Below are 21,846 nucleotides of genomic sequence, written 5' to 3'. Positions count from 1 at the left end.
CAAGGTAAATCGGTCATAAAACTATGACCGATGATTAAGGGTTGAGTTCCTATCTACGCAATTAAGCGATTACTCTTTCGGCGGTGCTGGCGCTAATACTTCTCGGTTACCATTGTGCCCCGGTGAGCTCACAATGCCTTGAGCTTCTAACTGCTCAACAATACGAGCTGCGCGGTTATAACCGATCTTAAATCTACGCTGAACACCCGACACAGAACCGCGACGAGACTGAACCACATGCTCAACAACCTGATCAAACAATGGATCAACGTCTTCATCGCCTTCCATCTTCTCTCCCGGAAGTAGAGTTTCTGGGGTCTGCTCACCGTTGGTGATTTCATCGATGTAGTTTGGCTTACCACGCGCTTTCCAGTCGTTTACGACAGCATGTACATCATCATCTGATGCAAATGCCCCGTGAACACGAATGGTATGACTTGAGCCCGGTGGTAGATACAGCATGTCACCCATGCCTAGAAGCGATTCTGCACCACCTTGATCCAAGATAGTACGAGAGTCTGTTTTCGTCGATACGGTGAACGCAACACGAGTTGGGATATTCGCTTTAATCAAACCAGTGATTACATCAACCGATGGGCGCTGCGTTGCAAGAATCAAGTGAATACCTGCTGCACGTGCTTTCTGAGCTAAACGAGCAATCAGTTCTTCAACTTTCTTACCCACCACCATCATTAAGTCGGCAAATTCATCGACAACCACAACGATATAAGGTAGTTTTTCAAGCAATGGAGGCTCAGGATCCATACTGTCGCCTGCTTGCCACAATGGGTCATGGATTGGGTGTCCAGCTTCTGCCGCCATTTTCAGCTTATCGTTGTAACCTTTAATATTACGTACGCCTAATGCTGACATCAGCTTGTAACGTCGCTCCATTTCGCCCACACACCAGCGCAGTGCGTTAGAAGCGTCTTTCATATCGGTAACCACTTCTGACAATAGGTGTGGGATACCTTCATAAATAGACAGCTCGAGCATTTTCGGGTCAATCATAATGAAGCGCAGATCTTCAGGCGTTGCTTTATATAGCATACTCAAGATCATTACGTTCACACCCACCGATTTACCCGACCCCGTGGTACCGGCCACCAGCACGTGAGGCATTTTGGCGATATCAGCAATAACCGCTTCACCCGCGATGTCTTGCCCCATCACAACTGTTGTTGGTGATTTAGCATCAATAAACTGCTGGCTCCCCACCACATCAGAGAAGAAGACAGTTTGACGGCTCATGTTAGGCAGCTCTAAACCTACGTATGGTTTTCCAGGAATAACTTCTACAACACGAACTGCCATCGCAGACAATGAACGTGCTAAATCCATCGATAGACTTGAGATTCGACTCACTTTTACACCCGGTGCAAGATCAAGCTCGAATCGAGTAATAACTGGGCCAGGGAAAATATCCACCACCTCAGCTTTAATTTTGTAGTCCGCTAGCTTTGACTCAACCAGACGAGCGATATCTTCCAGAGAATCACGATCAATAAAGTTGTCACGCTTCTCAGGGTGATAGAGTAGCTCTAGGGTCGGCATCGGTGACGTTGGCTTAGGTAGGTTAGGCTCTTTTTGAACCAAGAATGGGTTTTGTGCGGCTGCCATATTCGCTTGAGCTTCAGAAACAATATTCTGGAAGGCCGCAACGTCTTTATCCTGATTCAGTTCTTCGCCTTCTGTTACTTCTTCCCAAGGAAGATCAATCGCCTGCTCTTCATCCGTAACGGCAGGTTGTGCTGTTTGCTCTTGTTGATAAGAGAATGATTCACGTTGTTCTTCGATATCACTCTCTGCTGTTTCAGAATCAAATTCAGAAGGCTGCTCGTACCCTTGCTCTTCAGCCCCATCAAATGGTGCACTGTGCACTAAGAAATCATCTTGAGTATCAGTTTCTGTTTCACCCATTGGTGAAGCATACAAAGATTCAGGCTGAACGTCGTCAGCATCAAATTCTGCAGACGCTTGAGCTTCATTCTCAATCTCTGGTTGTGCATATTGTTCATCAAGAGCTGTTTCAGTGCTCTCTTCCACAATAGGCTCAGCAGGACTAACTGATTCCTGTTCTTGCTGCATATATTGTTGATAAGCAGCTTGAGATTCATGAGCATCTGTCTGATCTTGTTCTGCAAGATCATCTTCATACATTGCAGCACTTTCTAGCTGCTCTATCGTCGCATTCAACTGCTTAGAACGCTCAACGCCCTCTTCCAATGACTCTTGTGGCGTTTGATAAACAGGAACGGCAGCAATTGGTTTTTCTGGTTGAGGGGCAATAACGGGGTGAGTCACGCGAGGAACTGGTTCTTGAGAAACCGGAGCATGCTGCTTAGACGGTACTTCTGCAGGCACATGAATATTGTAATGACGTTTTTCTGCTGCGCCTTCACCAGATACTCTATTAGCTGTATCAGAGGGGTCATTGGTCGCTGAGAAGCTCATTGCAGGATCGAGCGCTTCCGGTACCGCACTAGACTCTTCAATGACATCTTCATTGTAGATTGGCTGCTGACGGCTCTCTTGCTGTAGATCTCGGTCTGCCGACTCTTTCAATTCTGGCTCAAGCAATTCTTGGTCTTGACCACGTGCTTTATTTACAGCTGAAGTAAAGAGTTTAATCGCACCTTCACCTAGCCATTCCACAATTCTCAACCAAGAGATACCGGTTAAAAGTGTAAAGCCAGCGCCCCAAAGGAAAAGAAGTACAAGCGTACTACCCAGAATATTCAGCGTTGGCAGTGCAAGGCTCGTTAACACATCACCAACCACGCCACCTGATGAGAAGTACCAGATATCATCGAAGTTAATGTCAGCCAAACCACAGCTGGTTAGAATAAGGACCGTCAAACCAAGTAAACGGGTACCCCACAACATAAAGTCGATCTGTTCGTCTTCATTACGCTTGCGGAATAAGACCCATGCGGTGACGGTCACTAAGATAGGCAGTGGATAAGCCAGAGAGCCAAACACAAAGAAAAGGGTATCTGCTAGCCATGCACCTAGATAGCCACCTGCGTTTTGAATGTCACCACCCCACGCGGTTTGCGACCATGAAGGATCGGCAGGGCTAAAGGTTAATAACGCAACGGCAAGTAGAATAGAGAAAAGAACACCCAATATCAGGCTGCACTCTTTAAGGCGTTGAGCACCATTCAAACGAGAAGACTGGGGCTCTTCACTCGTTTTAATGATTGTTTCTACTTTATTACTGCTCTGCTTGAACATAAACCAACTTAATAATTAAACGGGATAAAACATAGCGAGCGGCACAGGCCGCCCATTTCAATGAAACTACTGTTGATTTAACCATATCAAACCAAAAAACCCAATTCCAGAAAGCAAGAAAGCGGAACAAATGTCCGCTTTCTTTCATTTCACCAATTATAACTAACGAGTTTTAATCACAAGTTGATTGGTTTGTTTCACTTCTTCCATTACCACGTAAGTTCGAGTGTCGTTTACGCCCGGTAGACGAAGCAACGTATCACCCAGTAGCTTACGGTAAGCCCCCATATCAGATACACGTGTTTTTAGAAGATAGTCAAAGTCACCCGACACTAAATGACACTCTTGGATGTCATCCAGTTTCTGCACAGCGGTGTTGAATTGTTCGAACACATCTGGCGCACCTCGGTTCAATGTGATTTCAACAAACACCAAAAGTGAAGCATCAAGATACTGTGGGTTCAGCAACGCTGTGTACCCATTAATGTAACCTTGACGTTCTAAACGACGAACACGTTCAAGACACGGAGTCGGAGAAAGTCCTACTCGTTTTGAGAGTTCAACGTTCGAGATACGACCGTCTTTTTGCAACTCATTAAGAATGTTGCGGTCAATACGATCTAGTTCCTTGGACGGCTTCTTATAATTGTCTGCCATTTTTTATTCCACCTTATTACTTCCTTGCAAAAAAATATACTACAACTTTTTAATATTCAGTATCAAATTTTACCTAAACATATCTATACTAGATATTAATTCGACAGAATTACCCTACACATAGATAAAACAACCAAAATAAAATGAGGAGTCAGGATGATCATTGGCGTACCTAAGGAAATCAAAAACCACGAATACCGCGTTGGTATGACCCCAGCTAGCGTGAGAGAACTAATCTCACACGGCCACCAAGTTTTTGTTGAAACCAATGCCGGTACTGGTATCGGTTTTTCAGACGATGATTACATCGCTGTAGGCGCATCCATTCTTCCTACTGCTGCTGACGTTTTCGCGAAAGCAGAGATGATTGTAAAGGTTAAAGAACCTCAAGCTGTCGAGCGAGCTATGCTTCGCGAAGGGCAAATATTATTTACTTATTTACACCTTGCACCAGATTTTCCACAAACTGAAGAGCTTATCAAGAGCAAAGCTGTCTGCGTAGCCTATGAGACTGTAACAGATAATATGGGTCGCTTGCCACTATTAGCACCAATGTCTGAAGTAGCTGGTCGCATGTCTATTCAAGCAGGTGCGCAAACTTTAGAGAAATCTAACGGTGGTTGTGGTCTTCTTCTAGGCGGCGTTCCAGGTGTTGAACCTGCGAAAGTTGTTGTTGTTGGCGGCGGAGTTGTAGGTGCTAACGCAGCACGTATGGCTGTTGGCCTTCGCGCTGATGTAACAATTCTGGACCGTAACGTAGACACGCTTCGTCGCCTTGACGAAGAGTTCCAAGGTCGCGCAAAAGTAGTTTATTCTACTGAAGACGCTATCGAGAAGCATGTTCTAGAAGCTGACCTAGTGATTGGTGCAGTACTGATTCCAGGTGCAGCAGCGCCTAAACTGGTTACAAAAGAGCACATCGCTAAGATGAAACCAGGTTCAGCAGTTGTTGATGTTGCAATCGACCAAGGTGGTTGTTTCGAAACTTCTCACGCGACAACTCACGCAGAACCAACTTACATCGTTGATAACGTAGTTCACTACTGTGTTGCAAACATGCCTGGCGCTGTTGCTCGCACTTCAACTTACGCACTAAACAATGCAACACTTCCTTACATTGTTAAGCTAGCGAACAAAGGTTACCGCGAAGCACTTCTATCAGACAAAGGCTTCCTAGAAGGTCTTAACGTGATTCACGGTAAAGTGACTTGTAAAGAAGTTGCAGAGAGCTTTGACCTAGAATACGTAGATCCAGCTAAAGCTATCGCGATGTTCAACTAATGATGTCATGACTCACTGAGGATCAAATTTTTCTCGTTGAGGCGCTCAGTTGAATCATACACATGAAAAAAGCCAGTCCGCTTATGTCGAACTGGCTTTTTTGTCTATGTAACACTCATGTCCGAAAGCTGTGAGATACACACTTTCTAGTAGCCGCACCGTTTATCGATCGCTCTTAACACCATGAATCAACAGGTTTCTGGGTGTGACGCTACGTTCACAAAACTCTTCTATGGTTGTTTCATAGCCTTGCTCTTTTAAATAAATCGCTCGGTCTAATGCTAGCCATATCTCTAATAGGCGTCTGAAAACCTGCTGAACCAGACTTAACTTTTCCATCTCCCAGAAAAGTGCTTCGCCTTGCACTAGATAAGAGTCAAAATCGACATTAGAACCAAACGACAACTCCTTCACTTCACAAGCCCAACGGCAGAACGACTCAAACCCTTCAGCTAGCTCTGATTTTTTGATACTCGGCACAGGAATGTATTCATTAATTCCCATTTCAGCCTTAAGTAACTGGCTGAAGCCTAGGCGATAACTCATCTCCAATTGACGATGACGCTTAACCCTCTCACCACCGGTGACGGTTTCTTGCAGTGGGATTCGTAAATCACTCTTGCTCAATGTTAAAGCAGAGGCCTTTGCTACTGATGACATCGGTTGGTAGTTTTCGTCACGAATAAGGTGATAACAACAAGGAGATATAGTCACCGCAGGAAGCCCATGCGACACGGACTTTTTAACTAACTCGACATGAAGATCACCACAGGCATGTAGTGCGACTGCATGTTGATTTGGATTAAACACCTTGTCAGCACTCTCAGAAAAAGCGTCACCTTGCACAAAGGTCATTTCTAGATGCAGTGTATCCGCTATTTTTTGGCCACTTTCACAGAGCGATTGCTGCCATTCGAAACTGGTCACCTTTTGGCTCGATTGCTGAGACAAAATTCGCCCTAAGAACCCTTTACCGGAACACCACTCCAACCACTCTTCACCATGGTGATGCTCAAGCGCCGCTTCGCCCATTGATACGATTTGCTGCAACTTTCTCCCTGGTATACCGTTTTCAGTCCCTTTAGGAAGCTGCAAGCCTTTGAGGGCTGTATTGGTAAATTGGGCGCTTTGATGAGCCTGACTAAGCTGGGGCAGAAAACGGCCGAGTTCAGTTATCAACAGATCAGGCTGTTCTTTCAAGGTCTGAATATTTTCAGTCGTTAAACTATTTAACCAGTCAACAAGTTGCGCGTTAACTTCTTGCCATGGCTGCTGCTGTGTTTGGCATAGGTGAAAAGGCTCAGAACGCCAATAAACTTGGTGCTCAAGCAAAAATGAGTCGAGTATTTTAAATCGTGAATGCATGCTTCCCCCTATAGTGCGTGGATTGTAGGGGTAACAGGCGTAAATGAAAAGGATCGAGTTAAAGAGAACGAAAGGTGAACGGTAAATGCCAAAAAGAAAAACGGCCTGTAAATACAGGCCGAATTAAGAATCAAGTTTTTCGAGATAGAATTAACGAACTGGCAGCTCGATATCTTTAAACATCTCTTCGATTTCTTCATTTGATTTCAGAGAGATAGCTTGCTCTACCACTGGACGAGTTAAGTGAGGTGCAAAGCGCTCCATGAAATCAAACATGTAAGAACGCAGGAAGGTACCTTTTCTAAAGCCAATGCTGGTTGTGCTCGCACCAAATAGATGGCTCGCATCAATCGAAACTAAATCGGTATCTTGTTCATGGTCAATCGCCATACTCGCAATCACACCAACACCAATGCCCATACGAACGTAAGTTTTGATTACATCGGCATCCGTTGCAGTAAATACCACGCGTGGTGTTAAGCCCACTTTATTAAATGCGGTATCCAGTTCAGAACGACCTGTAAAGCCGAAAACGTAAGTGACCAAAGAGTAGACCGCCAGATCCTCAATAGTGATGCTCTGCTTTTGAGCTAGCGGGTGATCTTTTGTGACCACGATAGAACGGTTCCAGTGATAACAAGGTAGCATGATCGCGTCTTGGTAAAGGTGAAGTGCTTCTGTCGCGATCGCGAAGTTTGCTGTTCCTTTGGCTACCGCCTCAGACATTTGGCTTGGCGTACCTTGGTGCATATGAAGCGACACTTTAGGGTAACGTGCTGTGAAACCTTTAATAACATCAGGCAGAGCATAACGTGCTTGAGTATGAGTCGTCGAAATGTTCAATGTGCCCATCTCTGGATGAGTATGCTCACCTGCTACGGCTTTAATGCTTTCAACGCGAGCTAGAATCTCTTGAGAGATACGAATGATATCCTCACCAGCTTGAGTAACCTGAGTCAGATGCTTGCCGCTTCGCTCAAAGATCTGGATACCCAACTCATCTTCCAGCAATCTAACTTGTTTACTGATGCCTGGCTGAGAAGTGTATAAACTCTCCGCTGTCGCAGAAACATTTAGGTTATGGTTTACAACCTCAACAATGTACTTCAGTTGTTGTAACTTCATATCTAACCCCGTAATCCTTTACTCATTTCTGTGCTAACTTATTTGCAAAGAGAGCATTCTAGTCTCGTGTAATATAATTATTAGTTATAACGCTTCAAGAACTAAAAAGACAGAAAAATTGAGTTTTTCTCAATTAACAAATAGAAATGCCACGATGGCTTTGCAAGCTAGCCCTCATTCCCATAAATTAATTGATAGTTTTGATTGCTGATTACGCTCAACAAAAGATAATCAGAAATTGCATTTTACGAGTGCCGATACATCATGGAATCGTGTATCCTCTCTAGTTAGCTCAAGAAAACATAAGCAGACATAAATATATGAATAACCCTGGTTTAATTATTGCCTTAGTCGCGATTCTTTTGGTGTTGGTATTAGGTTACAACATCATGCTTCAGTACAAAGTTAAGGTAGAAACAGCGAAGAAACAGGAAGCTTCTCGTTATTTGACCATTATTGATGGAACCGAAGAGCTTATTGGCAACGCGCACCACATGCCGTTTAGCCAAGATCTTCTTGTGTGCTTAAATAATCGAATTCTCGATGCATTAGAGAACATGTATCAGCTCGACCCAAAAAATAAGCAACTTGCCCAGCGTATTGAAAGCGTAAAACAGCAAATCATTCAGCTTAAAGAGAATTACCAAGGTGGCGAAAGCACGGTCTTTAGAGTTCCAAGCAGCGATAAACAAGCAATCATGATGCTCAAACTGGTTAAGCGCCTGCGCGATACGGTTCGTAACGAGCACAACAAAGGCCGTTTTGAAACCCAAGCCTACGTGGTAGAAAACGCACGTTTAGAGACTATTCAGATTCGCATCAACATTGAGAACGTGATTAAACGTGCTAACGATTCAATTTCACGCGGTCAACCAGGTACTGCTATTCAATTGCTTCGAAAAGGTATTGATGCATTAGCAACCAAGAATGACGCATACTCAATGAGAGCAAAAGAAAAGCTTCAGCAGATGCTGAATGACCTTGACCAAAAACGCCAAGACAAAAACGCACACGATTTACAGCAGATGGAATCTAAAGAGCGCGAAGACGATATGGACGCGCTATTCGGTCAGAAGAAGAAGTGGTAACTGCATAATCCAAACGATTAAGAAGGCCACCATTAGATATCTAAGGTGGCCTTTTTTATCGCTGACGAATTTCCTTTCTCAATATAGGGAGATCCTATTAGCTGTGATAAACTCCCACATTATCAACAAACCTGCTCCGACCATGTATCAAGAATTACTCGCTCCAATCCACTCTTTTCTTAAAGCTGAAACGCCAGATTCATGGATCGATGAAGCCAAAAAGCCAGAAAACCTTCACATCATTTTGCGCGATCACATGCTGTGTGAACTTAAAGCAGCGCAAAGCGCTTTATTCCTTATCCGTAAATACGCGGTTGATAAAGAAAGTGCTAAACAACTGAATGAATGGATCTTGCCATACGAGCAATTTGCCTACCGTCGCATTGGTGATTTAGAGTCACTTCGTGGTAAAAGCAACGTATCGAAGCAAATCACAGCGAAAGAAGGCTGTAATTACGGCGCTGACCTTATCGATAAGATGGTTCTACTTATCAAAGAAGAACTGCACCACTTCTATCAAGTGATGGAATTAATGGAGAAGAAAGGCGTGACTTACCAGCCGATTGAAGCGGGTCGTTACGCTAAAGGGCTAATCAAACAAGTAAAGACATACGAACCAGATGCCCTAGTCGATAAACTGATTATTGGTGCCTTTATTGAAGCACGCTCTTGTGAGCGTTTTGCCAAATTAGCACCTTTCTTAGAAGAAGACATGGAGAAATTTTACGTATCTCTACTTCGTTCAGAGGCTCGTCACTACCAAGATTACCTGGAGTTAGCAGAGCAAATCGCGGGCAAAGATATCTCAGAGCGCATTGCTCATTTTGCTCAAGTGGAAGCAGATCTGATCACCTCAGACGACAGCGACTTTAAATTCCATAGTGGCGCACCAGTATAATCCGCTAAGAAAGTACGCTCCAATCCAAACAAAGAAGGCCAGCTAATTGCTGGCCTTTTTATTTGTTCCACGTTAGCTATAAGAGAAAGTTAAGCTAGTGTGCCGTTGATTTCAGCAAGCACAGCTGCAGGGTCTACAGCCTGAGTAATTGGACGACCAATAACTAGGTAGTCAGAACCTGATTCAATCGCTTTATAAGGCGTCATGATGCGTTTCTGGTCACCAACATCGGCACCTACAGGGCGAATGCCAGGAGTCACCAGCTTGAACTCCTGGCCAAGAGCACCTTTCAATAAAGAAGCCTCTTGTGCTGAACACACCACACCGTCAAGACCTGAGTTTTTAGTTAAAGAAGCCAAACGCATTACTTGCTGTTGTGGCTCAAGATCTAAACCGATACCAGCTAAGTCCGATTGCTCCATGCTCGTCAGTACTGTTACACCAATCAGTAATGGGCGATCTTTACCATAAGGTTCCAAAATTTCGCGTGAAGCCGTCATCATGCGTTCCCCCCCACTTGCGTGTACGTTCACCATCCAAACACCCAACTCAGCGGCTGCACGTACTGCTTTTGAACATGTGTTTGGGATATCGTGGAATTTAAGATCCAAGAATACTGAGAAACCACGTTTATGTAATTCACGAACAAATTCAGGACCAAATAGGGTAAACATCTCTTTACCCACTTTTAGGCGGCAAGATGCTGGATCAATACGGTCAACAAAGGCTAACGCATCCGCTTGGTTGTCATAATCCAAAGCTACAATGATTTTTTGGTCGTTCATTTCATCTCCTAACGCAGTTAACTTTCTTAAAAAATATTTTCCCACCTATGTAGGTGGTATATAACAGTCATAAAAATGCAGCCCGAAAGCTGCAATTAATAATTTGGTCTTAAATGACCACAAATCTATTCACCATCTAGCCCACGAATAGGCTTGATCGTCCCCCACCCTTTACATGAAGGGCAGTGCCAATACATTGAGTGTGTTGAGAACCCACACTGACGACAACGGTAATGAGGCTTAACCTTAAGCTGTTCACCAACCATAGATTGAAGCGTGGTTAAGCTTTCTTTTGCTCGACCTTCTTCAGCTTCTGCTAGGTGGTAATCGATCAATCTATAGAAACCTTTCATGGTTGGGTTTTTCACGAGTTGCTTAGTCAGTAACTCTTGAGCAGAACCAATATCTTCATGATGAGCCACTAACTGCGCCAGCATCAATTCAGCCGACACGCCAGCTTTCTTCTGGATACAAGCTTTAAGGAATTCAACCAACTGAGCTTCATGCCCAAGTTTGTGGTAGCACTCAGAAAGGGTTGGTAACACCTCACTGGTAAAATCAATATCTTGCTCAAGAACAGCCTCAAGACAATCAATCGTCTTTTGATAATCTTCATTCGCTAAGTGGAATTTACCCAAAGCGATGCTAGCACGTACACACTTAGGGTCTTCAGATAACGCTTTCTTAAAATGCGCTAGTGCTTTAGAGCGATTACCATCGGCTTGTTCTTGCATTGCAAGTTCACACCAAAAATGCGCAACCGTAGCACGCATCTTCATTTTCTTCTTACCCAGCTTTACTAGAATATTTCCGTAATGTATTGCTTTGTTCCACTCTCGAGTTTGCTGATAAATCGCAACTAACTGCTGCAGAGCCCCCTCTTTGTGGTCAGGTTCATCAACCAGTTGTTCAAAGATTTTTTCAGCACGATCAAGAAAGCCAGAGACCATATAATCTTTAGCTAATTGTTGCAGTGCGAGGTTTTTCTGGTCGAGAGTAAGCCCTGAACGGGAGATGAGGTTTTGGTGAATGCGAATAGCACGGTCGACTTCGCCTCTTGAACGGAACAGGTTGCCCAAGGCCAAGTGAGTATCGATGGTTTCATTGTCTACTTGAAGCAGCTCTATGAAGTGATCAACCGCTTTGTCAGATTGGTCTGACAGTAATAGGTTCAAACCCGTCACGTATTGACGGGAAATCTGGTGTGATTGCTTTTGTTTTTCTTGCTGAGCATTACGATTACCCATATACCAACCATAAGCGGCTGCAATCGGCAAAAGTAAGAACAGTAACTCTAACATCAAATATAGCCTTTAAGCTTTAGTATCAGCAGCGACCTGCTTTGATTGCTTATTGAGTTGCTTCTTCAAGCGATGAATTTTCAGCTGAGATTGCATGTGCATGTTACCAAAGACTAACCAAGCAAGAGCAAAGCCTGAACTGAAAACAATACCTAATAGGCTGGAAAGGTGGAAATCACCTTGTGCTAGCAGGTAATTAAAATTCACGATAGTTTGGTTTTGAGAGCCTAAAGCCAGTGCAATTAGGAAAAGTGCGATAACGGCGACTATTTTTATAATTTTCATAGTTCATCACTCATTGGTTGGTTAGCTGTACGATTATGCAGGAAAATTACTAATCAGACCACCATATTATGGTCATAAAAAAGCGGCATACATTATAGTATGCCGCTTTTCATAATTCCGATAAGTAGGCTACATTCCTGTGTTTACTCGTTCACGTAGCTCTTTGCCTGGTTTGAAGTGAGGAACGTATTTACCTTCTAACTCTACCTTGTCACCGGTCTTTGGGTTACGTCCAACACGAGGCTCACGATAATGCAGAGAAAAACTGCCAAAACCGCGAATTTCGATTCGATCACCACTTTCTAGTGTTGAAGCCATATGCTCTAAAATATCTTTTACAGCGTCTTCAATTTCTTTTGCAGAAAGGTGCGTTTGCTCAGCGCACAGTCTTTCAATCAATTCAGACTTAGTCATAGTTACCCTCGTTGGTTTTCTTTTTAGAAATTATAGACCTATCGGAAAAATAAGCAAAAAAAAAGGAGCCTTACGGCTCCTTTCTTAGCGAAAAGTTAAATTATTCGCCTTTAGCAGCTTTGAATGCGTCTGCCATTGCGTTACCGAACGCGCCTTCTTCAGACTTGTTCAGTGAAGCCATTGCTTCTTGCTCATCAGCTTCATCTTTAGCTTTGATAGATAGGTTGATTACGCGGTTCTTACGGTCTACACCTGTGAACTTAGCTTCAACGCTGTCACCAACGCTTAGGATTAGAGATGCATCTTCGATACGATCGCGAGATACTTCAGAAGCGCGGATGTAACCTTCAACGCCTTCGATTAGCTCGATAGTAGCGCCTTTCGCGTCAACTGCAGTAACAGTACCGTTTACAAGAACACCTTTCTTGTTGTCAGCAACGTATGCGTTGAACGGGTCGTTTTCCATTTGCTTAACGCCAAGAGAAATACGCTCACGCTCTGCATCTACTGCTAGAACAACTGCTGAGATTTCGTCGCCTTTCTTGTACTCACGTACAGCGTCTTCGCCAGCAACATTCCAAGAAATGTCAGATAGGTGTACTAGACCGTCAATACCGCCTTCTAGACCGATGAAGATACCAAAGTCAGTGATAGACTTGATCTTACCAGTAACTTTGTCGCCCTTAGCTTGCATTTCTGCAAATGACTGCCATGGGTTAGCTTTACACTGTTTCAGACCTAGAGAGATACGACGACGTTCTTCGTCGATATCAAGAACCATAACCTCAACTTCGTCGCCAACATTAACAACTTTAGAAGGGTGGATGTTCTTGTTAGTCCAATCCATTTCAGAAACGTGTACTAGACCTTCAACGCCTTCTTCGATTTCAACGAAGCAGCCGTAGTCAGTTAGGTTAGTAACACGACCAGAAAGCTTGTGACCTTCTGGGTAACGCTTAGCGATTGCTACCCATGGATCTTCGCCTAGTTGCTTAAGACCTAGTGAAACACGAGTGCGCTCACGGTCGAACTTAAGAACTTTAACTAGGATCTCGTCACCAACGTTAACGATCTCTGATGGGTGCTTAACGCGCTTCCAAGCCATATCTGTGATATGTAGAAGACCGTCAACACCGCCAAGGTCAACGAATGCACCGTAGTCAGTAAGGTTCTTAACGATACCTTTAACTTCAGTACCTTCTTGTAGAGTCTCAAGAAGTTCGTCACGCTCAACACTGTTTTCAGATTCGATAACAGCACGACGAGAAACAACAACGTTGTTACGCTTCTGGTCTAGCTTGATTACTTTGAACTCTAGCTCTTTGTTTTCTAGGTGAGCAGTGTCACGGATAGGACGTACGTCTACTAGAGAACCTGGAAGGAAAGCACGGATACCGTTTAGTTCAACAGTGAAACCGCCTTTAACTTTACCGTTGATGATACCAACAACAGTTTCAGCTTCTTCGCAAGCTTTCTCAAGAACGATCCAAGCTTCGTGACGCTTAGCTTTCTCACGAGAAAGTTGAGTCTCACCGAAACCATCTTCAACAGCGTCTAGAGCTACGTCTACTTCAGCGCCAACTTCAACTTCAAGTTCGCCAGCAGCGTTCTTGAACTGTTCAGCAGGGATAGCAGATTCAGACTTAAGACCAGCGTCAACAAGAACGAAACCGTTCTCGATAGCTACTACAGTACCTTTAACGATGCTGCCTTGTTGGAATTCTGTTTCGTTTAGAAACTCTTCAAAGAGTTGAGCAAAAGATTCAGTCATTATTTAATCTTCAATAATTAAACGTCCATGGGTATCCTACCGCATGGGGTTGATAAATTCGCCGGTCATCATCCTTGCGACCAACGTTCTTGCCAGCCGAGCAGTATTACCCAGCTAGTTTCGATTCAATATAGTGTAGTGCTTTTTCTACTACCTGCTCAATATTCATTGAGGTGGAATCAAGCACTAGAGCATCCTCTGCAGGGCGAAGTGGCGCCACTGGGCGATTCCGATCTCGGTCGTCTCGCTCTTGGATCTCGCTCAAAAGGTCGTCAAATTTAACATCTAACCCCTTCTGTTGCAACTGTTTAAGGCGGCGAGTCGCACGCTCTTCTGCACTTGCATCTAAAAATATTTTTGCTTCTGCTTCAGGGAAGACAACGGTTCCCATATCGCGACCATCAGCTACCAAACCTGGCGCTGAGCTGAATGCACGCTGACGACGAAGCAGTGCTTCACGTACGCGAGGTAATGCAGCAACTTTTGAAGCCGCCATGCCAGTCTCTTCTTTACGAAGCTCACCCGACACATCTTCACCTTCTAGGATAACCTTAACTAGGTCGCCTTCAGCAATAAACTGAACGTCTAAGTGAGTTGCAAGGGGAACTAAAGCGTCTTCCGATTCAGTATCTACACCGTGATGAATTGCGGCTAAAGCCAGTACGCGATAGATCGCACCTGAATCTAGAAGATGAAAGCCTAGCTTATCTGCTAGTAACATGCACAGGGTACCTTTACCTGCACCACTTGGTCCATCAACCGTAATCACTGGGCTTTGAGAAGGCATCTTTTACTCCACGTTTAGTCGTAAGTTTTATTCTGTACTAGCGAATCGCCACTACTTTATAGGCGGCATATTATAGATAAAAATTAGAAGTCGAGCGAGGTAAATCTCAGATAATTCCAAGATGATGATGCATTCGATAATGCAACTGGCCTAATATCAATCACCTGATGCTAATAAGGCTTTCTACTGGCAGTAAATTGGCATAAAAAAGCCCCGCACGAGCGAGGCTAAGTGTATTTCTTGCCTCAGCAAATCTAACCGATGATGGCGCGTACCGCTTCCAAGTCTTCTGGAGTATCAACCCCCGCAGCGGGCGCTTCAACGGCAACATCTACGTGAATCTTCTCACCGTACCAAAGTACACGAAGTTGCTCTAGGCACTCGATACGCTCTAGGGTACTTGGTTCCCAGTTGATGTAGGTATTGATGAAACCCGCTCGGTAAGCGTAAATACCAATGTGACGAAGTAACGGAGATTCTGCAGCAGTACCGTTATTAGCGTAAGCGTCACGATCCCAAGGAATCGTCGCACGGCTAAAGTACAGCGCATAACCGTTTTTATCCGTTACTACTTTTACAGCATTAGGGTTAAACACCTCATCAACGTGAGAGATTTCTACACCAAGTGTAGCCATCGGCGCAGTGCTGTTTGCTAGGTTATTCGCCACCTGATTAATAATTGCAGGTGGAATAAGTGGCTCATCTCCTTGTACGTTCACAATAATGTGGTCGTCAGGGATGTTCATCACTTCAATCACTTCAGCTAGGCGTTCAGTACCAGACTCGTGATTCGGTGACGTCATACACACAGTCGCACCAAATGCTTTCGCAACCTTTTCAACGCGAGCATCATCGGTAGCGATAATAACGTTATCAGCTCCCGCTTTCATTGACTGCTCGTATACCCATTGAATCATCGGCTTGCCGCAAATGTCAGCCAGAGGCTTGCCTGGCAAACGGCTAGATTGGTATCTTGCTGGTATAACTACCGTGTAAGACATTACTTGCCCTCGTCCATTGAAAGAGTACGAGCTTCAGGTTCAAGAAGAACAGGAATACCCTCTTTAATTGGGTAAGCTAGGCGATCGATTTTACATATAAGCTCTTGCTTATCCTTGTCAAAAGTTAGTTTACCTTTGCATACAGGGCAAGCAACGATCTCAAGCAGACGGTGATCCATAGTATTCCATAACCTCTTTTATTCTTTTTAAAATTTGCTGTTGCGCTTCTTCATCGAACTGTGCAGAAACTGGAAGATACCACCAGTTGTCTTGAGCATATTCTTCGCATTTTACAGCGTCTTTTTCTGTCATGATCATATTCATACCTTTCTTTGCTAAGGCATGAAGTTCATCTTTATCAAAATCCTGATGATCGGCGAAGCCTTGTGTGTAAACCACATCACCATCAAGATCGTCTAATGTTTTGAAAAAACGTGGCGGGTGTCCTATCCCAGCAAAAGCCACCAGCTTTAGTAATTCTGAAACTGGCTTTTTCTGACCAGTCTTTAGATTAACGGCTTCACTCGGTGCCAAAGACATTGAGAACTCTCGCCCTTGTGCATTTCCGCCATTGTTAATCAAGAAATCTACGTCAGCCAAACGTGATAGTGGCTCTCGCAACGGGCCTAATGGAATCAGACTCTCGTTACCAAAACGCCTTACACCGTCGATAACTGAAAACTCAATATCACGCTCAAGCGCATAATGCTGCAAACCATCATCAGTAATAATGACATTCACGCCTTGATTCAATAAAGCCTTTACCGCATTCGCTCTTACTGGGTCAACCGCTACCGGCGCACCCGTTCGCTTTCTAATTAGACGTGGTTCATCACCCGAGTGTTCAGCAGGCGTGTTCTCGTCCAAAACGAGAGGGTAACTCGGCGCTTTTGCACCGTAGCCTCGAGAAACCACACCGGGGTTAAAACCGTTGGCTTGAAGCATCTCAACCAGCCAAATCACAACCGGCGTTTTACCGTTGCCACCAGCGGTAATGTTACCAACAACAATTACAGGTAAAGATGGTCGATAGGTTTCTTTTTTTCCAGATAGATAAGCATCGCGACGCTGCCCACTGATAATTTTGAACAGCAGACTCAATGGCCACAATAGCGGCCAAAGAATGTATTTTAACGGATGATTGCTAAACCAAATCTTTTCGATCACAACAAAGACCTAATCTTATCCGCTGAACTGAATTCGATGCAGTTGAGCATAGGCACCGTCATGAGCGATTAGCTCTGCGTGAGGGCCTCTTTCTACAATCTGACCATCATCAACCACTAAGATTTCATCAGCTTGTTCGATCGTCGATAGTCGGTGAGCAATAACCAACACAGTTTTGTCTTTTTGCAGTTCTTCTAATGCAGATTGAATCGCTCTTTCTGACTCAGTATCCAGCGCAGACGTCGCCTCATCAAGAATCAGAACTGGCGCGTCTCTCAATAGTGCTCGTGCGATCGCAATGCGTTGTCTTTGACCACCAGACAAACTCGCACCGTTTTCACCCACTACTGTATCAATACCATTTTCCATGCCCTCAATGAATTCACTCGCATGAGCAAGCTTAGCAGCATGTTCGATCTGTTCACGGGTGTACTTATCTTCAGCAGCATAAGCGATATTGTTTGCGACGGTGTCATTGAATAGGTGTACATTTTGTGAAACCAGAGCAAAGTGCTCACGCAGGTTTTTCAGTTCGTAATCACGAATATCATGGCCATCCAGTTCAATAGAACCAGAGTCTACGTCATAGAAACGAGTAAATAGGTTCGCAATGGTACTCTTACCTGAGCCCGATCGCCCAACAAGCGCAACCGTCTTGCCTTTCGGTATATTGAAGCTCACATTATCCAGTGCAGGTTTCTCGGCGCCTTCGTAAGTAAAGGTCACATCTTTTACTGCAACATCACCACCGACAGTTTCAGGTTTCAATGTACCCGTGTTCTGTTCCGTGTCTAAGTCCATCAAGCCAAACAGTGTCGTACTTGCAGCCATACCACGTTGGAATTCAGAAGTAACGTTGGTCAGTGATTTTAGAGGGCGCATCAGACCAAACATTGCGGAGAACACGACCGTAAACGTACCCGGAGTTAACTCAGCTTTAATTGAATCGACACTAGCAAGGAAAAGAACAACCATAATAGCAACCGATGCGATCATCTGAATGATCGGGTTTGCTGCAGCTTGAGCAGTGATCAACTTCATGCTCTGTTGGCGCATCTGGTTACTTACTTTGTCAAAGCGATGTTTTTCTAAATCCTGACCGCCGTAAGTAAGCACAACTTTGTGCCCTTTCAGCATTTGCTCTGCTGAAGAAGCAACGTGACCCATGCTGGTTTGCATGTTCTTAGAAATCTTTCTGAATCGCTTCGATACTATGCTAATCGCCCAAGCGACCAGTGGAGCAACCGCGAATAGAACCAAAGACAACTGCCAGCTGTTCCAGAACATCAAAGTTAACAAGCCAATGATGCTTGCGCCTTCACGAACAATACTCACCAGTGCTTTACTGGTTGCTGCAGAAACTTGCTCTGAATCGTAGGTAATTCGAGATAACAGCGCACCCGTCTGCTCTTTATCAAAGAAAGAGACTGGCATGTGCATAAAGTGACTGAATATTTTACGGCGGATTTCCATCACCACATTGCCAGAAACCCAGCTCAAGCAATAGGTAGATACGAAGCCACTGACGCCACGAATGAACATCATGGCAAAGATAATAAGAGGAAGTGTGCGTAGGAAATCTGATTCTGCACTACCAAAGCCTTCATCAAGTAATGGCTTTAGCAAAGAAATCATGTAGGTATCAGAGACGGCGTTAATAATAAGCGCAATAACCGCAACACCAAGGCCAGCCTTGTATAGTCGAATATAGGTCCAAAGTCGTTTAAATGTGACCCAGGTAGTTTCATCTGTTTGTGTTGACATAAAATCGCTTAATTTTCTCACAATAATCTATCTATTCTACTCCCTTACGGAGCATCTGCCTATACCACTGCCGCCCTTGTTCCTCTCTAATCGTATGATAATACCAACCTTCTTGGTGAATAGTGATGGTTATTTGTCCACTTTCACCAGTATCAAGCCAGGCACTTCCACTTTGTAGGTAACGTTGAATGACAGATTCACTTGGCATCCCCCATTGATTACCTTTTGCCAACGAAGCAATCGCTAACGTTGGTGAAACGGCTTCTATGAAAGGTGTAATAGATGAAGTGTCACTGCCATGATGAGGCACTAACATGACATCACTTTGAAGCTGTTCGCCTTCCCGAGCAAGTAACCACTCACTCACGAGTTCAATATCACCCGTGAGCAACATCGAAAAGCCCGAATCTGGTTCAATAATCCTTATGACACAAGAGTGTGGGTTATACGCCCTATTCACTAGTTTTGGAGGCCACAACACCTCGAACTGCACGCTCTGCCATTCCCACACCTCACCTAACGTACATGCTTGAACAACTGAGCTCATTTGATGATTCAAACTTTGGCTTGCTTTTATCCATTCAGGCTGAAAATTCTCAAGCAGCGCTGGGTAACCACCAGCGTGATCAGAATCGAAATGACTAATGATCACTCCTTGAATCTCATCAATTCCTCTTTGCGATAAAGTCGGAATCAATAGTGACTCGACTATCGACCCTCCCGGCCACGCGTTACCTAAATCGTACACCACCACGTGATTATTCTTTTCAAGGGTGAGAGACAAGCCATGCCCTACGTCCAAGACATCAATAGTTAACTGGTCCTGTTTCACTTTGCAAAATTCCCACCACAACAGGAATACAGAAATGATGACAGCGGCAGCCCCATGTTTGAGATATCGAGCAATAAAACCGAAGAGTAAGATAAGAAAAACGAGCAACACGGTTACGTGATCATCCACCTCAATCCAAAACTGTTCAGAGAAAGGCAAGCTAAACACCAAGGGTTCAAGCGATAAATCAACCAGTTTCCATAACTGAGTAGAGAAATGAACCATTGATTCGCTGCCTCCAATCAAAGATTCAGCTATCAAACCCAGAAACATCGACATAAACAGCAAAGGTATCGTCACCATTGATACCCAAGGCAATAGCAGCAAATTGTAGACGACCGAGATCAAGCTAACGCCTTTGAAAAAGAACATCGAAAAGGGCGCAATTAACAAGGTCAGCAGGACCTGTATTTTGATGAGCTGTAGCACTCGTTCAATAAAGCTAGAATTTAAAGAAGAGGGAGCATTATTGAAGGCAATGTAGAGAACCGCACCCAATGTACCAAAAGATAGCCAGAAACTACTGGATAACGCAGAAAAAGGCCAAATAACGAGGACGATACACAAGCTAACTAGAACATAGCGAACCACACCGATACTTTGTCCACGCCACAGAAAGTAACTCGCCACGACACACATCACTAGCGCTCTCAGGGTCGGCGGAGTAAACCCAGCAAACCAACTGTAGAAATAAGCGAAGCCTAAACCGAACAGTGTCGGAAGCCACAACAACCGAGGAGACAGCAAACGCACTAGCTTCCCCACCTGATAACCAATTCCAAAGGCAATACCAATGTGAAGCCCTGAAATCGCCATCAAATGAATCAAGCCACTGCTCTTTAGTAAATCCCAACGCAAAGAAGGAATAAGATCTCGATAGCCAAAACTCAAAGCGACTATTAGGTCGTTATTTTTTAGCTGGCTAAGATGCTCAAGACTGCGCTCGAACCACCGAGCACGTAGATGATTACTAGAGTGGATTCTATATTGAGTATTCGTTCGGTAATTCGCATTTGCCGTAACCCCAGTGCCAAACAGGTGCTTTTCCAAGTCAAAGCCCGCTTCATTAAGCTTCCCAAAAACAGGCTTGATACTTACCGACAAATGAACGTCATCACCCAAAGTGAGCTTGAAAGGCGTAAACAATCGCAATTTTATCAATTGAGGAAAGATTAATTTTTCACCGTCAATTGATCTAACTACTACTACGCTTTCAAAACCATGGCTATTTTCACTAAAAAGACTAACTACTGAGACATTTATGGTAGTATTCTGCCCTGATTGAAATAAGCGACTTGTTTGGATTTCAATCACATTACCTAGGCATACAACGAGTATTAACGCAGTAGCTAGACCTCTTGTACGTCGGAAAACGCTATACTTTATTGATGCAATTACTAATAACAGCATCAATGGTGCCAAGACCCAATATGGCATCACAGGCCAGAAGCTGGCTGACACAACTGTCGCAGCAAATGAAATCAAGAACCAAGTGTTAAACAAGAGAGTAGCTTCCTCCTATGCCAAGAAAGTTTATCAAACGATTTATGCCTGACCATGAGCTCATCAAGCGTCAGAAAGCATTAAAAGTTTTTGGCAATGTTTTGTACAACCCCAACTTATGGTGCCTTAATCGTCGCTCCGCGGCTGGTGCGTTCGCTGTTGGGTTATTCATGGCGTTTGTCCCTCTTCCAAGCCAAATGATTATGTCTGCAGGCCTAGCCGTTGTATGTGGTGTTAACTTACCGCTGGCTGTCGCTCTCGTTTGGATCAGTAACCCCGTAACCATGCCGGTCTTGTTCTACTTTGCTTATAAAGTAGGTGCATTCGTTATGCATGTTCCGCAGCAAGCTTTTCACTTCGAGCTGTCTTGGGACTTTATCTTGGCGCAAATGAGCACCATCGGGCCTCCGTTCTTATTGGGCTGCATGATTTGTGGTGTGATTTCAGCAATGATTGGTTATTTCGGCATTCGTGGCTTATGGCGCTACTCAGTGGTGAGAAGCTGGAAGAAACGACAAGCAAGATAGTGAATCTATACTGACGCACTCTCCACTTTTAATGGATAGTGATCAAAATCAGACGAGT

19 protein-coding genes are annotated in these 21,846 nt (G+C 44.2%); 4 read left to right on the top strand and 15 right to left on the bottom strand.

What is annotated here, in order from left to right; translation table 11 throughout:
* Positions 1-69: 69 nt before the first annotated feature.
* Both ACTRWI_RS11020 and lrp read right to left on the bottom strand, forming a co-directional pair.
* The gene (locus tag ACTRWI_RS11020) at positions 70-3,237 is read right to left on the bottom strand and encodes a DNA translocase FtsK (RefSeq protein WP_499131313.1); all 3,168 of its coding nucleotides are present in this window, start codon (positions 3,235-3,237) and stop codon (positions 70-72) included.
* A 162-nt stretch (positions 3,238-3,399) separates the two neighbouring features.
* Complete coding sequence (gene lrp, locus ACTRWI_RS11015) at positions 3,400-3,894, bottom strand: leucine-responsive transcriptional regulator Lrp (RefSeq protein WP_017057048.1); 495 nt, start codon at positions 3,892-3,894, stop codon at positions 3,400-3,402.
* 156 nt (positions 3,895-4,050) lie between these two features.
* On the opposite strand from lrp, the gene ald reads away from it, so the two are divergent.
* A complete protein-coding gene (gene ald / locus ACTRWI_RS11010; RefSeq protein ID WP_499131310.1) occupies positions 4,051-5,175 on the top strand; it encodes an alanine dehydrogenase in 1,125 nt (374 codons plus the stop codon).
* Between the two features lie 162 nt (positions 5,176-5,337).
* On the opposite strand, the gene ACTRWI_RS11005 is transcribed toward ald, so the two are convergent.
* Together ACTRWI_RS11005 and cysB are read right to left on the bottom strand one after the other, a co-directional pair.
* Entirely contained in the window at positions 5,338-6,540 is a 1,203-nt protein-coding gene (locus ACTRWI_RS11005; RefSeq protein ID WP_499131308.1) for a methyltransferase, read from the bottom strand.
* Positions 6,541-6,690: 150 nt separating this feature from the next.
* Positions 6,691-7,665: an HTH-type transcriptional regulator CysB gene (gene cysB / locus ACTRWI_RS11000; RefSeq protein ID WP_499131306.1), complete on the bottom strand. Its 975-nt coding sequence runs from the start codon at positions 7,663-7,665 to the stop codon at positions 6,691-6,693.
* A gap of 320 nt (positions 7,666-7,985) precedes the next feature.
* Here cysB and ACTRWI_RS10995 point away from each other — a divergent pair, with 320 nt between their 5' ends.
* On the top strand, positions 7,986-8,753 hold the full coding sequence (locus ACTRWI_RS10995) for a DNA repair protein (protein ID WP_499131305.1): 768 nt from the start codon (positions 7,986-7,988) through the stop codon (positions 8,751-8,753).
* Positions 8,754-8,895: 142 nt separating this feature from the next.
* Positions 8,896-9,651: a tRNA isopentenyl-2-thiomethyl-A-37 hydroxylase MiaE gene (miaE, locus tag ACTRWI_RS10990; RefSeq protein WP_008224293.1), complete on the top strand. Its 756-nt coding sequence runs from the start codon at positions 8,896-8,898 to the stop codon at positions 9,649-9,651.
* An 89-nt stretch (positions 9,652-9,740) separates the two neighbouring features.
* Here the strand turns inward: miaE and pyrF are convergent, their stop codons facing one another.
* The 11 genes from pyrF to ACTRWI_RS10935 form a co-directional block, all read right to left on the bottom strand.
* Positions 9,741-10,436 carry an orotidine-5'-phosphate decarboxylase gene (gene pyrF / locus ACTRWI_RS10985; RefSeq protein WP_499131303.1) on the bottom strand — a complete coding sequence of 232 codons (696 nt, stop codon included), beginning with the start codon at positions 10,434-10,436 and terminating at the stop codon, positions 9,741-9,743.
* A gap of 125 nt (positions 10,437-10,561) precedes the next feature.
* Positions 10,562-11,737, bottom strand: coding sequence for a lipopolysaccharide assembly protein LapB (gene lapB, locus ACTRWI_RS10980; RefSeq protein ID WP_499131302.1), 1,176 nt, complete (start codon positions 11,735-11,737; stop codon positions 10,562-10,564).
* 12 nt (positions 11,738-11,749) lie between these two features.
* Entirely contained in the window at positions 11,750-12,022 is a 273-nt protein-coding gene (locus ACTRWI_RS10975) for a LapA family protein (protein ID WP_499131301.1), read from the bottom strand.
* Positions 12,023-12,151: 129 nt separating this feature from the next.
* Positions 12,152-12,436 carry an integration host factor subunit beta gene (gene ihfB, locus ACTRWI_RS10970; RefSeq protein WP_004741980.1) on the bottom strand — a complete coding sequence of 95 codons (285 nt, stop codon included), beginning with the start codon at positions 12,434-12,436 and terminating at the stop codon, positions 12,152-12,154.
* A 100-nt stretch (positions 12,437-12,536) separates the two neighbouring features.
* Positions 12,537-14,207 (bottom strand): 30S ribosomal protein S1, encoded by a 1,671-nt coding sequence (gene rpsA, locus ACTRWI_RS10965; RefSeq protein WP_061031784.1) that lies wholly within the window; start codon positions 14,205-14,207, stop codon positions 12,537-12,539.
* A gap of 106 nt (positions 14,208-14,313) precedes the next feature.
* Complete coding sequence (cmk, locus tag ACTRWI_RS10960; protein WP_499131299.1) at positions 14,314-14,994, bottom strand: (d)CMP kinase; 681 nt, start codon at positions 14,992-14,994, stop codon at positions 14,314-14,316.
* 254 nt (positions 14,995-15,248) lie between these two features.
* Positions 15,249-15,995, bottom strand: a complete 747-nt coding sequence (gene kdsB / locus ACTRWI_RS10955; protein WP_499131297.1) for a 3-deoxy-manno-octulosonate cytidylyltransferase — start codon at positions 15,993-15,995, stop codon at positions 15,249-15,251.
* Positions 15,995-16,174: a Trm112 family protein gene (locus ACTRWI_RS10950; RefSeq protein WP_499131295.1), complete on the bottom strand. Its 180-nt coding sequence runs from the start codon at positions 16,172-16,174 to the stop codon at positions 15,995-15,997. The genes kdsB and ACTRWI_RS10950 overlap by 1 nt, the downstream gene beginning before the upstream one ends.
* Positions 16,155-17,162 carry a tetraacyldisaccharide 4'-kinase gene (gene lpxK / locus ACTRWI_RS10945; protein WP_499131293.1) on the bottom strand — a complete coding sequence of 336 codons (1,008 nt, stop codon included), beginning with the start codon at positions 17,160-17,162 and terminating at the stop codon, positions 16,155-16,157. The genes ACTRWI_RS10950 and lpxK overlap by 20 nt, the downstream gene beginning before the upstream one ends.
* A gap of 15 nt (positions 17,163-17,177) precedes the next feature.
* Positions 17,178-18,926: a lipid A ABC transporter ATP-binding protein/permease MsbA gene (gene msbA, locus ACTRWI_RS10940; RefSeq protein ID WP_499131291.1), complete on the bottom strand. Its 1,749-nt coding sequence runs from the start codon at positions 18,924-18,926 to the stop codon at positions 17,178-17,180.
* Positions 18,927-18,957: 31 nt separating this feature from the next.
* Complete coding sequence (locus ACTRWI_RS10935; RefSeq protein WP_499131326.1) at positions 18,958-21,168, bottom strand: DNA internalization-related competence protein ComEC/Rec2; 2,211 nt, start codon at positions 21,166-21,168, stop codon at positions 18,958-18,960.
* A 110-nt stretch (positions 21,169-21,278) separates the two neighbouring features.
* Between ACTRWI_RS10935 and ACTRWI_RS10930 the strand changes: the two genes are divergently transcribed.
* A complete protein-coding gene (locus ACTRWI_RS10930) occupies positions 21,279-21,788 on the top strand; it encodes a DUF2062 domain-containing protein (protein WP_499131289.1) in 510 nt (169 codons plus the stop codon).
* Positions 21,789-21,846 lie beyond the last annotated feature (58 nt).

The sequence above is a fragment of the Pseudoalteromonas sp. G5_S1_14_S5 genome (genome assembly GCF_054968605.1).
Note: the sequence above shows the minus strand (reverse complement) of the source record. Positions and strands in the feature narration are given on the sequence as shown.